Below are 12,993 nucleotides of genomic sequence, written 5' to 3' on the forward strand. Positions count from 1 at the left end.
AAGTCCTCAGCATAAGATTCGGTGATTTATAGCGTCTGAAGCTGACGGGCAAGCTGCTGGTAGATAACCTGCTGATTGAACTGGCCGGCGACTTTCTCTCTTGCCCGAGCCAGTATTAACTGCAGGTCACTTTCTGGCACAGAAGCCGCAACCTGTAGCTTATCGGCGAGCGCAAAAGCATCCTTTTCCGGCACCAGCCAGCCCGACTCATCGGCGTCGATAAGCTCAGGAATACCGCTATGAACGGTAGACACGACCGGAATGCCAACGGCCATCGCCTCCATCAGCGCCACGGGGATGCCTTCCATATCCCCGTCTTCGCCGGTCACCGAAGGAAGCAAGAACAGATCGGCCTGGTCCAGCATCGCCTTCACTTCATGGCTGGGCTTAAAACCGGGCATAAAGACCACGTCCTCCAGCTGCAATTGCTCAATCAGCGTCTTCAGACGACGCTCCCAGGGGCCAATGCCTAAAATGTTGTAGCGAAATGCCACGCCGCGCGCCTTCAGCAGGCGACAGGCTTCAATGGCAAAATGTAACCCTTTTTTTTCCGTCAGCCGCGCCACCGAGATAATCTCCAGCGTCGCCCCCGGCGTTTTCATGGGTCTTAAAGAAAACTTGTCCATATCCACGCCCATCCTTGAGACCGCAATTTTGCTCTCCGGGCAGCCCATGTTTTTCAGGCGGCTGGCCCAGAGATTGCTTATGGGTAGCATTAAGTCCCCGCGCTCAAACAGCTGCCTGTATTCCGGCGTATAGTGAGCCAGCGCATCCCGGTGCGAGATATCAATCCCGTGAAACACGGTGGCAATTTTGCCGTTGAGCACGCCAAGCTCCTTCAGCTTGGCGGCCGTAACGCCCGCCGGGCCAAAGTGAGCAATAAAAACGTCGGCCTCAAGCGGCTGTTTCTGCCGGCCACAAATCGAGGGCAGGATCAGATTGCGGGCTTCATCGCCATAGCGCGTGCGGTTAAGCGCTCGCCATGTGCTGCCTCGCAAAGCCCCCCGCAGCGTATTCCACGCCCGGTTTTTCAGCTTCGCGACTTTACCTTCTGGCTCGTCGAGCAGCCAGACGGTTTTTTCCGAAAGCCCATAGCTTTTAAACGCCGCGTGGGTATTGGTCATGTCGCCCTTTTGCAGGGCAACAATCTCAACCTCGTGGCCCATGTCGATAAAAGCGGTTATCTGATTCAGCACAAAAGTTTCCGACGCCAGGGGAAACTTCAGCAGGAAGAAACCGACCTTCATTTATCCTCCTTAACTCGCTCAAGCACCGAGCGCACCATGTTCATGCCGTTAGCACGCTCAGCGCTCACTGCCGCCGTAAGACGTTGGTTAATCGCGGGCAATTGCCCCAAAACATCCGCCACTACGCCCTGCAAAGAGCCGTCCAGCAACTGGCGAATATCAATAGCCATTTCTGGCATCCCCAGTTGCTGCATGATGCCCGCAGATTTGTGCTCGTAGTTGATGGCGATAGCCGGCGTGCCGAAGTTCATCGAAATAATGGCCGAGTGGAGACGCGTGCCCACCGTGAGCTCGCAGGCAGCAAAAATTTTGCCCATTTCCAGGTCGTTCAGCTCGTCCATCACGACGTGGTAGTCATCGGGTTGGGTGATGTACTGGCGGATATTGAGCGCCACCATGCGGTCGTCTTTGTTATAGCTGTCGATGCCGGTGCAGGTGGAAAGCGCCAGGACCTGATAGCCCTGTTCAATCGTGCGATTTACCACTTCGGCAAAGGCCTTCTCGTAGGCTTCCTGGGTGGTGCCGAGGCGTTTATCAAACGGCGCCAGTTCGCGGAGCGTAATCGCCACGGTTCTCTTTCTCTCGACCACGCCCAGCCAGTGCTTAACCGCATAACCCGGCACAAAATCCTCTTCATGCTGCGCCACCAGCCACGCCGTATCGACGCCCTGTTCCACCTTGCTGGTGTCGATTTGACTTTGCTTCATCAACGCCAGACTTACGGTTTCCCGCAGAATCAGGGACTTCGCGTGCCCAAAGACGTAGTTCGCCAGTTGGTTAAATTGCGGCTCCTGGAACGGGCCCACGCTGTGGCCAACCATATAAACCGGCTTGCGGGCCATGAAGCTGCACAGCGCGTGCTCAAACTGCGTGACGCCATAAAGATCGACAAAGAAAGAGCCGCCCACCTGAATAATCGCGTCGTATTCCTGCAGCGATTTCACAAAATCAATAAACCCCTGTGGGATGGCGATGTTACGCAACCGCCCGGTGTTGCTTGCTTTCGCTACCAGCACATGGTGCTGATATTTACGGCGCAGGACTTTTTTGACCCGCCCGACCAGCCCGGCGGCGTTGTTATACCGCTTCATCTGCTTGTAGAGCCCGTCACCCAGCACCGGGCGCCCCAGCAGCCAGGCAGAACTGACCGGGTAGCGGCTCATTACATCCACATGAATGCTGTCATCAAGCGTCGTGATGGCGTCAATCAACCCGCGCAAAATGGCGCTATCACCGCGGTTGCCGCAAGTATGGTTGCCAAGAATAAGTAATTTCATATCGACCTCTAACTTTATGACAAAGGGGAAAATGTGGTTTCCCCTCTTTGTTGTTCTTAGCCAGCGCGGAGCAGCGCTTTCAGGCGTTCGCTGCGGCAAAACTGCCGCTTCAGTTCAACGATCAGCGCATTGCGGGACAAAATAATCACCACCATAAACGTCGCCGCTCCCGCGACGACCTGTGCCGCCAGCAACATCGCCAGAGGCAAATGCCCGGTCAGCGCGATGCCTAGCCCGGCGCTGACAATCAGCGTTGGGAGTGAGAGATAAAAAGGCAGCCAGATGCTGAGGATGTATTCCCGATAGCTGGAGCCCAGCACGGGTTTAATCATGATGAAATAGCTGAGCACGGTGTTCACAACCTGAACCAGCAGGAAACCGAGCGTCACGCCGAGCGCGCCGCCGAGCCGGCCGCCGACAATAATCGCCGGAATAAACAGGCAGGTTTTAAACACGTTGAATTTGAAGCTGATGTCCACGCGCGCTTTGGCCATCAGCAGCGAACCGATGGGGTTCCCGATGGAACGCAGCAGGCCAACAACGCACAACAGCTGCAGGATGGGCGTGATGAACTGCCACTTGTCCCCAAACACCAGCGGGACGAAGTTATTGGAGACCACCATCAGCCCCAGCAGCGCCGGGAAATTAATGATGCCCACAATCGACAGCAGCTTGTAAAAATTCACCCGGAGCTTCGCCGTGTCGTCCTGAATTTTGGCAAACGCCGGAAACAGCACGCGGGTGATGATCGGGTTGAGCTTCATCGGCGGCACGACGGCCACGTTATAAGCCAGGTTATAGCCGCCGGCGACCCCAGCCCCGAGAATACGTGCCAGTACCAGCGTGGAAAGGTTGGTATTGACGTAGTTGATCACGCTGTCGGCGGTCAGCCAGGCGCCAAACTTCAGGTTGGAACTCACTGATTTCAGGGAGAAGTGGAAGCCAGGGCGGTAAATCTTGCGGCCAAAGAAGCCAAACAGTGAGGTACGAACGACGGTATTCACCAGGTAACCGATGATTGCCGTGATGGCAAACGGGTAGTACATCGCCGCCGTCACGGTGACGCTGAACCCCACCAGCACGGACACAGTCTCAATCGAGCCGATTTTTGAAAACTCCAGCTCCTTTTGCATCAGGGCGCGAAACTGCTGCCCGTGAGGGATGACAATAAAAGCAAAGGCCAGCGTTTTAATCAGCGGCGACAGGTCCGGGTTATGCAGCACGCCGGCAATCACATCGCTCAGTAAAAACACCGCGATGCACACCAGCACGCCCAGCCCGACATTCAGCCAGTAGAGCGTGGTCAACTCCAGCTGGCTTATCTCTTTGCGCTGAATAATCGAGTTGGCGATACCAAAATCAGACAGCGTATCGGCCAGGGCGATGATCACCAGCGACACCGTCAGCAGGCCAAACTGGTGGTTATCAATAGTTCTGGCCAGAATCGTCATCTGCGCCAGCCCTAAACCAATAATGATCACCGTTGCAATCGCGGACCACTTCGCCCCGCTGATGGTTTTTTCTCTCAGGCTCATGTTGGATTCCGGTCAGTATGCCGCTTTGTGAACAAAGCCTTTGAAAACGGTCAGGAAGACAATCTTGATGTCGAACCACAGGCTCCACTCGCGAATGTATTCCAGGTCGAACTCCACGCGCTTTTCCATCTTGTCGAGCGTATCCGTTTCCCCGCGCCAGCCGTTAATTTGCGCCCAGCCGGTAATGCCCGGTTTGACCTTGTGGCGCAGCATGTAGCCTTCTATTAACGCGCGATATTGCTCGTTATGGGCCACGGCATGGGGACGAGGGCCGACGATGGACATACCGCCCAGCAGCACGTTGATAAACTGCGGCAGTTCGTCGAGGGAGGTGCGGCGCAGAAAGCTGCCTACCGGCGTGATGCGCGAATCCCCTTTCGTGGCCTGCACAACCACCGCGTCGTTTTCCATCACCTTCATAGAGCGGAATTTCCACACTTTGATTGGCTTGCCGTCCATGCCGTAGCGCGTCTGGCGGAAAATAACCGGCCCGGGCGAAGTCAGCTTCACCGCCAGGCTAATGCAAAGCAGAACAGGGGAAATGAGCAGCAGGATAAAAGAGGAGAGCACGATATCTTCCAGCCGTTTGAGTACGCTGTTAAAGCCACTCAAAGGCGTTTCAAACAGCGGCACAACCGGCACGCCGTTGACCTCTTCGGTGCGGGCATTAAGAATATTAAAGGTGAAAACATCGGGGATCAGCAGTACCGAACAGGTGGTATCCGCCAGCTCACTCACCAGCTTTTTAATGCGCGACTCGTGGCTCATTTCCATCGCGATATAGACTTTATCAATTTGGCCGCTGCGGGCGTCCGCCACCAGCGTATTGAAGTTGCCAATATAGCTAACCAGGGCACCTGCAGGCGGCTCATCGTCATACACGCCAAGCACGTTGAAGCCGAGCCACGGTTCATTCTTGAAGCTCTGCGCCAGCATCTGTCCGACCGGCAAAGAGCCCGCAATGGCAACGCGTCGCGTATTAAAACCTTTATTACGCAGCCAGCCTGCGGCAAAACGGATCCATGACCGGCAGATAACCATCCCCACACCGGCCAAGGCATACCAGGCCAGATAAACCCAGAAAGAGCCATCAAAATCGCTGTTAAACGCCAGCAGACCGGCGCTGAAAACCACGCTCAGCGTCCAGTTTTGCAGCAACAGGAATAGCTCGCTGGACATTTTCACCCCGCGCCATGAACGGTAAAAATCCGTCATCCCACCGATCATCTGGAACACAACGAGGGTTAATAAAGCCATCAGCAAATGCATATAGAGAAAAGGCAAAGCGTTAGCCTTGCAAACCATCCATAGCCCGGCAAACATGATGCTGATGTCAGAAAAACGTTGCACCATAGAGATCAACGATGCGTTGGTTTTTGGCAGCTCGCGCTTTTTTAGATTTGTCATCGTTTTACCTTTGAAAGTTGTCGCATCGGTGTTTTCCCCCTCACCCCAGCCCTCTCCCCACGGTGGAGAGGGAGAAAAGCTGGCACCTGACTATTCCCTCTCCACTGGAGAGTGCGAGAAAAGCTGGCACTTGATATTCCCTCTCCCTTCCAGGGAGAGGGTCAGGGTGAGGGTTAAACACCTCAATACGGCAGATTATTGGTTCAGCAGAGCCATAATTTCCTGCGTTCGCGCCTGCATCAGCGCCTCGTTTCCGCGGGACTCCACGTTCAGGCGCACCACAGGCTCGGTGTTAGAGCTGCGCAGGTTGAAGCGCCAGTCGCCAAACGCCATGCTGATGCCGTCCGTGTGGTCAATCTCTGCCGCGTGCGGGCCGAAATGCGCGCGTACACGTTCAATCGCCTCTGCCGGCGCTTCCAGCTTGCTGTTAATTTCACCGCTGGCCGGCCACGCAGCCATGCGATCCTCGACCAGCTCGCCCAGCGTTTTGCCCTTCAGGCACAGCAATTCGGTCACCAGCAGCCACGGGATCATCCCGCTGTCGCAATAGGCAAAATCGCGGAAATAGTGATGGGCGCTCATCTCCCCGCCGTAAATGGCATCCTCTTCACGCATCCGCTCTTTGATAAACGCATGCCCGGTTTTCGACATCACCGGCTGGCCACCCGCACGCTCGACGATATCGACCGTGTTCCAGGACAGCCGCGGGTCGTGAATGATTTTTGCCCCGGGCTGTTTCTCAAGAAACGCCGCCGCCAGCAGGCCCACGATGTAGTACCCCTCGATAAACTGCCCTTTCTCGTCGAACAGGAAGCAGCGGTCAAAGTCCCCGTCAAACGCGATGCCCATATCCGCCCCGTGCGCAATCACCGCGTCGCGCGTATCGGCGCGGCACTCCGGCAACAGCGGGTTAGGAATACCGTTCGGGAAATTGCCGTCCGGCGTGTTGTGCACCTTCACAAACGTCAGCGGGACATTAAGTGCCTTAAAGCGGGCTTCGATGGCGTCCACAATCGGGCCGGCCGCGCCGTTACCGGAGTTCACCACCAGCTTCAGCGGCTTGATGTGGCTGACGTTGATGTACGAGAAAAGATGGTCGAGATAAGCGTCTACCACCGACACTTTCTGATAGCTGCCGCGCGCCGCCTCATCCACCGGCGGGAAGTCGTTGGCTTCCGCCAGGCACTGTACGTCCCGCAGGCCGGTGTCACCGCTGATAGGGCGAGCTCCCTGGCGCACCAGCTTCATGCCGTTGTAGTCCATCGGGTTGTGGCTGGCGGTCACTTCGATGCCGCCGTCCACGTCCAGATGCCAGGTGGCAAAGTAAATCTCTTCGGTACCGGACAGGCCAATATCCAGCACGTCCACGCCCGCATCCTGCAGGCCACGCGCCAGCGCCTGCTTCAGCGATTCGCTGGTCAGACGCACGTCGCCGCCCAGCACGATAGTTTTTGGCTTCAGGTACTCACCGTAGGCGCGGCCAATGCGCCAGGCGATGTCTTCATTTAGCTCGTCGCCCAGGCGGCCGCGGATGTCGTAGGCTTTAAAACAGGTCAGTTGCTGCATGATTTCGCTCCTTCGGGCAACAGTTACCCAACCCACGGGTCTTTGGCCCGTGGAGCTTGTTTTTTAGTCAGGGATTAAATACGTCCGTAGCGATCCTGGAAGCGGACGATGTCGTCTTCTTCCAGATAGGTACCGGAGCGGACCTCAATCAGGTCGAGGGGAATTTTGCCGGGGTTTTCCAGGCAGTGGGTCATGCCGAGCGGAATGTAGATAGACTCGTTTTCACCCAGCAGCTTAATCTCATCCCCCAGAGTGACTTTGGCGGTGCCCGCCACCACAATCCAGTGTTCGGCGCGGTGGTGGTGCATTTGCAGCGAGAGCCCTTCGCCAGGCTTAACGGTGATGCGCTTCACCTGGTAACGCTCCCCGGCGTCGATGGAGTCGTATTTCCCCCACGGGCGGTAAACTTCCCGGTGGTTATGGTGCTCGTGGCGGCCATCACCTTTGATGCGCTCCACCACTTTCTTCACGTTCTGTACGTGGTCACGGTCGGCAATCAGCACCGCATCTTTGGTTTGCACCACGACCAGGTCTTTCACCCCCACGGTAGTGACCAGGCCGGATTCGGCATAGATGTAGCTGTTTTCGGTTTCGTGACTGATGACATCGCCGTGATGTACGTTCCCTTCCGGACTCTTGGCGCTGATTTCCCACAGCGAGGACCACGAGCCCACATCGCTCCAGCCGGCGTCCATCGGCACCACCACCGCATCGGCGGTTTTTTCCATTACCGCATAGTCGATAGACTCATCCGGGCAGGCCAGGAACGCCTGCTCATCCACGCGAACGAAATCCAGATCCGGGTCAACGCCCGCCATGGCTTTTTCGCAGGCGGCCAGAATGTCGGGGCGGAACTTCGCCAGCTCTTCCAGATAGCGGCCCGCGCGGAACAGGAACATGCCGCTGTTCCAGTAGTATTCGCCGCAGGCGACATAGGCCTGGGCGGTGGAGAGATCGGGTTTTTCGACAAACTGCGCGACGCTAAACGCCAGGGCGTCGCCGTTTTCCGGCGTCGTCACTGCGCCACGGCGAATATAGCCGTAGCCCGTTTCCGGCAGGTCGGGGACGATCCCGAAGGTCACCAGCTTGCCTGCTTCCGCATAAGGCATCGCGCAGCGCACCGCCTCGCGGAAGGCTTCTTCATTCTGGATGACGTGATCGGCGGCGAGGATCAGCATCAGCGGGTCCTGCTGCGGCTGGTTACGCAGCGCGGCCAGGGCGGCCAGCGCAATGGCTGGCGCGGTGTTGCGCCCGGCCGGTTCCAGCACGATATTTTCGGTCAGTTTACTTAGCTGGCGCAGCTGCTCGGCGACAATAAAGCGGTGTTCCTCATTGCAAATCACCACCGGGCTTTCGCACTCTACCCCGTTCAGGCGATTGATGGTGGTTTGCAGCATGGTCAGATCCCCTTTCAGGCAGAGGAACTGCTTGGGGTACAGCACGCGGGACAGCGGCCAGAGACGGCTCCCGTTTCCGCCCGCCATGATCACCGGATAGAGTTGTGACTGACTCATCATTTATCCCCGAATGTCAGCAATAAATTGGCTTAACACGTTCTCTTTTTCGAGCGTGCGTTCGGCATATTCACGTGCCGTCGTGTTGTGTTGTGGCAGCTGCAGACAGCGTTCAATGCCCGCCGCCAGCGCATCGGCGGATTCAGGCATCACGCAAACCGCAATGCCCGGATACGCTTCGCAAAGCTGGCCCAGCTCTGTTTCAGGCTCGGCGGTAATCACCGCATTGCCGCCGACGGCCAGGATATTGGTGAGTTTTGACGGCAGGACGGCGTCCGCCGCTCCCCGACGCTGGATAACCAGATGGCAATCGGCCAGGCAGAGCAGCGCGGGCAGCGCGTCGTAAGACTGAAGCGGGTGGAACACCACGTTACTCAGCCCGTGAACGTGCACCAGTTTTTCGAGCCTCTCTTTACCGCCGCCCTGGCCCACAATCACGAACAGATACGGGCTCTCAGAGAAGCGGCTCGCCACTTCAATCACCGTTTCCAGCCCCTGTTTTTCGCCGATGTTGCCGGAGTAAAGAATGATTTTTTTATCTTCCGGCAGATTGAGCGCCTGGCGCACGGCCTGGATTTGCGCCGGATCAACATCACGGAAACGCGCCACTTCCGACCAGTTAGGGAAAAAAATCACACGCTGTGGGTCGACGCCTTTCTCGGTAGCCTTGTTCATCATCGAGCGAGAAATGGTGGAGACGTTATCAACGTTGTGCAGCCCGCTTTTTTCAAAGCGCTGGGCCAGGCGAGCAATTTTTCCCGGTGTCTTTCCGGCCATACCGAGGCCGAGCATCGCGTCCACCTCGTAGTCCTGAATGTGCAGCAGCGTGCGCGCCCCGCTCAGTTTTGCCAGCAGGCGCATCCCCGGCACGCAAAACAGCGTCGGCACCACGCCAATGACCCGGTCTGGCTTCCAGTTGCGTTGCGCCAGAAGCGGAAAAAATGAACTCAGCGCGAAGCTGCCCAGGTGAATCAGGCGTTTCAGCGTCGAAGGCTGCTTCGGCACATACAGCGGGCAGCGCCAGACGGTCGCTTTCCCCGGCTCTTTTTTGTATTTCCACGCCGAGTAGTCCGGGTGCACGCGCCAGACCGGATAATAAGGCGGCGCGGTGATCACCCGCACCTCATGGCCCCGGCTGGTCATCCACTCCACCATTTCACCGGTGTACTTGCCGATGCCGGTCAGCTCCGGGGAATAGTTAATGCCGTAGACCAGAATTTTCATAAGCCCGGTACCTTCCCTTTGCCCTGGGTGATGAAGTAAGCACGGCTGTTGTCGTGCACGTCTTCCCGCTTGAGCAGCGCTTCCGGCGTCAGCCAGCAGTACGCTTTGTGCTGCTCAGCAGGCAGGTTCAGCTGTTTGTCGTCCACCCGCAGGCGGAAACCCAGCACCACGTAATGGGTCGAGAAATCCTTCCCGGAGAAGTTATCGCCGTAGAAATGCTGCCAGACGCCGTAAAACTCCCCGTCCAGCAGAGTGAACGATTTGCCCAGCTCAGCCTCGGTGAGACGAATAAAAGCATTCGCCAGCGTTTCGTTCTTCAGCACCCTTCCCCCCGGCACAAACCAAAAGCCCTTCGCAGGGCGATTGGTCCGCAAACCCAGCAGGAATTCGCCCGCCTGGTTTTCGACGATAAGGTCGATGGAGATCAGCGGCGTGGCGCTCACTACGGTGGCAAAATCTTCCGCGCTCAAAAACATGCTTACCCCCGGAACCGCTGCTGATTTTCGAGGAACCACTGGTAAGTGCTGGCGAGGCCCGCCTCCAGGGAAATCTCGTGATACCAGCCGAGGCGATGCAGGCGGGATACATCCAGCAGCTTGCGCGGCGTGCCGTCAGGTTTGGTGGCGTCAAACACCACGCGCCCCCGGTAGCCGGTCACTTTGGCCAGCGTCTGCGCCAGTTCACGGATAGTGCAGTCCACGCCGGTGCCGACGTTAATGTGCGACAGCATCGGGTCGGTATTCTCCTGCCACACTTCCCGATCCAGTTCCATCACGTGAATGCTGGCTGCCGCCATGTCGTCGACGTGTAAGAACTCACGCATCGGCGTGCCGCTGCCCCATACCACCACGTCCGGGGCATTTTCCTGCGTGGCTTCATGGAAGCGACGCAGCTGGGCCGGAATAACGTGGGAGTTGCTCGGGTGGAAGTTGTCGTTCGGCCCGTACAGATTGGTCGGCATCACCGAGCGGTAATCCCGCCCGTACTGGCGGTTGTAGGACTCGCACAGCTTGATCCCGGCAATCTTGGCAATCGCATACGGCTCGTTCGTGGCTTCAAGCGTGCCCTGCAGCAGCTCGCTTTCGGCCATCGGCTGCTTCGCCATCTTCGGGTAAATACAGGATGAGCCGAGGAACAACAGTTTGTTCACGCCGTGCGTGTGCGCGGCATGAATAATGTTGCTTTCGATCATCATGTTCTCGTAGATAAACTCTGCCGGGAACGTGTTATTGGCGACGATACCGCCCACTTTTGCCGCCGCCAGGTAAACCTGGTCGATTTTCTCGCTGGCGAAGAAGGCATTAACGTCCCCAGCGTCCAGCAGATTCAGCTCATCGCGCCCGCGCAGCACCAGCTCAACGTCATCGCGCTGCCCGAGCTGGCGGACGATGGCCGAGCCGACCATCCCACGGTGACCGGCAACAAAGATACGTTTTTTATTCATGCTCAGGACTCCAGCGCGATGGCGACCTCATAACCATGGGACTTCAGCAGAGAGTGTTTCTTCGCCGCTTCAAGGTCTTTGGCTACCATTTCACCAACCATCTCCTGCAGGGTAATTTCCGGCTTCCAGCCCAGCGTTTCGTGCGCTTTGGTTGGATCGCCCAGCAGGGTTTCCACTTCCGCAGGACGGAAGTAACGCGGATCAACGGAGACGATAACGTCGCCTGGTTTCACGCCCGGCGCGTCGTGACCCGTGACGGAAACCACAATGCCTTTCTCTTCCACGCCCTGACCTTCAAAGCGCAGTTTGATGCCGAGCTGAGCCGCCGCCATTTCTACGAACTGACGCACGGAGTACTGCACGCCGGTGGCGATCACGAAGTCTTCCGGTTTTTCCTGCTGCAGCATCATCCACTGCATTTTCACGTAGTCTTTGGCGTGGCCCCAGTCGCGCAGGGAATCCATGTTGCCGAGGTACAGGCACTTCTCCAGGCCCTGAGCGATGTTGGCAATCGCGCGGGTAATTTTGCGAGTGACGAAGGTTTCGCCGCGACGCGGAGATTCGTGGTTGAACAGAATGCCGTTACAGGCATACATGCCGTAGGATTCACGGTAGTTGACGGTGATCCAGTAGGCGTAAAGCTTGGCGACTGCGTAGGGGGAACGCGGGTAGAAAGGTGTGGTTTCTTTCTGTGGGATCTCCTGCACCAGGCCGTACAGCTCTGAAGTGGATGCCTGGTAGAAGCGCGTTTTCTTTTCGAGGCCGAGGAAGCGAATGGCTTCGAGCAGGCGCAGGGTGCCCATCGCATCCACGTCCGCGGTGTATTCCGGTGACTCAAAAGAAACCGCGACATGGCTCATCGCGCCCAGGTTGTAGACTTCATCCGGCTGCACTTCGGACAAAATACGGGTCAGGTTGGAGGTATCGGTCAGGTCGCCATAGTGCAGATGGAATTTTGGGTTACCCGCGTGCGGATCCTGATAAATGTGGTCCACACGTTCGGTATTGAAAGAAGAGGCGCGGCGCTTGATACCGTGGACTTCATAGCCTTTTTCCAGCAGGAATTCCGCCAGGTAAGAGCCGTCTTGTCCGGTGACACCCGTAATGAGAGCTACTTTAGTCATGATAATTTATCCTCTGTGAACATTTTTATTGGCCCTTACCCCTCACTCCCTGTCTCTCCGCAGAGGGAGATAAACAGTCACAAACAGAGCAAGGGTGAAAGCATTACGCGCGGTCGCGTATTTTTACTGCCGGGTTTCCCCGGCAAACGGCATTCGCCGGTAATGATTTATAAACGCTGCTCCGGGCTCCCACGACACAGCCATCGCCTATCGTGACGCCCGGGGAAACAAATACATCCGTTGCCAGCCAGCATTTTTCGCCGATAACAATCGGTGACTGGGTAATATCGAAATGCTGACTCATATAATCGTGACTGCCGGTGCACAAATAACATTTTTGCGACACCACGGAATTTGCGCCGATGCTAATTTCACCGAGGGTATAGAGCACGGCATCATCGCCAACCCAGGCATAATCTCCGAGCGTTAACTTCCAGGGGTAGGTAATTTTCACCGAGGGGCGAACAACAACCTTCTTGCCTACCTTCGCTCCAAAAACACGTAATAAAAAGGCACGCCACGGATATAAAACTTGCGGAGACCAGGCAAATAGAGTGGCCTGAACCGCCCACCACAACTGCACTTTAATGCCGCTCGCGCCGCGAAACCCCCTCGGTACACTGAAGCCGCTTAAATCCTGCATAATATTTCCTGT

The 12,993-nt window shown here is 56.8% G+C and carries 11 protein-coding genes; all 11 read right to left on the minus strand.

Annotation, left to right across the window (positions count from 1 at the left end; all coding sequences use genetic code 11):
* Positions 1 to 26: 26 nt before the first annotated feature.
* Positions 27 to 1,247 (minus strand): colanic acid biosynthesis glycosyltransferase WcaL, encoded by a 1,221-nt coding sequence (gene wcaL, locus WFN87_RS01170; protein WP_336981525.1) that lies wholly within the window; start codon positions 1,245 to 1,247, stop codon positions 27 to 29.
* The gene (wcaK, locus tag WFN87_RS01175) at positions 1,244 to 2,524 is read right to left on the minus strand and encodes a colanic acid biosynthesis pyruvyl transferase WcaK (protein ID WP_336981527.1); all 1,281 of its coding nucleotides are present in this window, start codon (positions 2,522 to 2,524) and stop codon (positions 1,244 to 1,246) included. The genes wcaL and wcaK overlap by 4 nt, the downstream gene beginning before the upstream one ends.
* Before the next feature lie 56 nt (positions 2,525 to 2,580).
* Positions 2,581 to 4,059 carry an MOP flippase family protein gene (locus tag WFN87_RS01180; protein WP_336981528.1) on the minus strand — a complete coding sequence of 493 codons (1,479 nt, stop codon included), beginning with the start codon at positions 4,057 to 4,059 and terminating at the stop codon, positions 2,581 to 2,583.
* Between the two features lie 12 nt (positions 4,060 to 4,071).
* On the minus strand, positions 4,072 to 5,466 hold the full coding sequence (gene wcaJ, locus WFN87_RS01185; protein WP_166991262.1) for an undecaprenyl-phosphate glucose phosphotransferase: 1,395 nt from the start codon (positions 5,464 to 5,466) through the stop codon (positions 4,072 to 4,074).
* 195 nt (positions 5,467 to 5,661) lie between these two features.
* The gene (gene cpsG, locus WFN87_RS01190; protein ID WP_336981531.1) at positions 5,662 to 7,032 is read right to left on the minus strand and encodes a phosphomannomutase CpsG; all 1,371 of its coding nucleotides are present in this window, start codon (positions 7,030 to 7,032) and stop codon (positions 5,662 to 5,664) included.
* Between the two features lie 74 nt (positions 7,033 to 7,106).
* Entirely contained in the window at positions 7,107 to 8,546 is a 1,440-nt protein-coding gene (gene cpsB, locus WFN87_RS01195; protein WP_336981533.1) for a mannose-1-phosphate guanyltransferase, read from the minus strand.
* 3 nt (positions 8,547 to 8,549) lie between these two features.
* A complete protein-coding gene (wcaI, locus tag WFN87_RS01200) occupies positions 8,550 to 9,770 on the minus strand; it encodes a colanic acid biosynthesis fucosyltransferase WcaI (protein ID WP_336981535.1) in 1,221 nt (406 codons plus the stop codon).
* Positions 9,767 to 10,246 (minus strand): GDP-mannose mannosyl hydrolase, encoded by a 480-nt coding sequence (locus WFN87_RS01205; RefSeq protein WP_039295183.1) that lies wholly within the window; start codon positions 10,244 to 10,246, stop codon positions 9,767 to 9,769. Before WFN87_RS01205 ends, wcaI begins: the two co-directional genes overlap by 4 nt.
* 2 nt (positions 10,247 to 10,248) lie before the next feature.
* Positions 10,249 to 11,214 carry a GDP-L-fucose synthase gene (fcl, locus tag WFN87_RS01210; RefSeq protein ID WP_336981537.1) on the minus strand — a complete coding sequence of 322 codons (966 nt, stop codon included), beginning with the start codon at positions 11,212 to 11,214 and terminating at the stop codon, positions 10,249 to 10,251.
* Positions 11,215 to 11,216: 2 nt separating this feature from the next.
* Positions 11,217 to 12,338, minus strand: coding sequence for a GDP-mannose 4,6-dehydratase (gene gmd / locus WFN87_RS01215; RefSeq protein WP_008455078.1), 1,122 nt, complete (start codon positions 12,336 to 12,338; stop codon positions 11,217 to 11,219).
* A 103-nt stretch (positions 12,339 to 12,441) separates the two neighbouring features.
* Positions 12,442 to 12,981, minus strand: a complete 540-nt coding sequence (gene wcaF / locus WFN87_RS01220; RefSeq protein ID WP_336707482.1) for a colanic acid biosynthesis acetyltransferase WcaF — start codon at positions 12,979 to 12,981, stop codon at positions 12,442 to 12,444.
* Positions 12,982 to 12,993 lie beyond the last annotated feature (12 nt).

Source organism: Cedecea sp. AS113 (assembly GCF_037152415.1).
Taxonomy (GTDB): Bacteria; Pseudomonadota; Gammaproteobacteria; order Enterobacterales; family Enterobacteriaceae; genus Cedecea.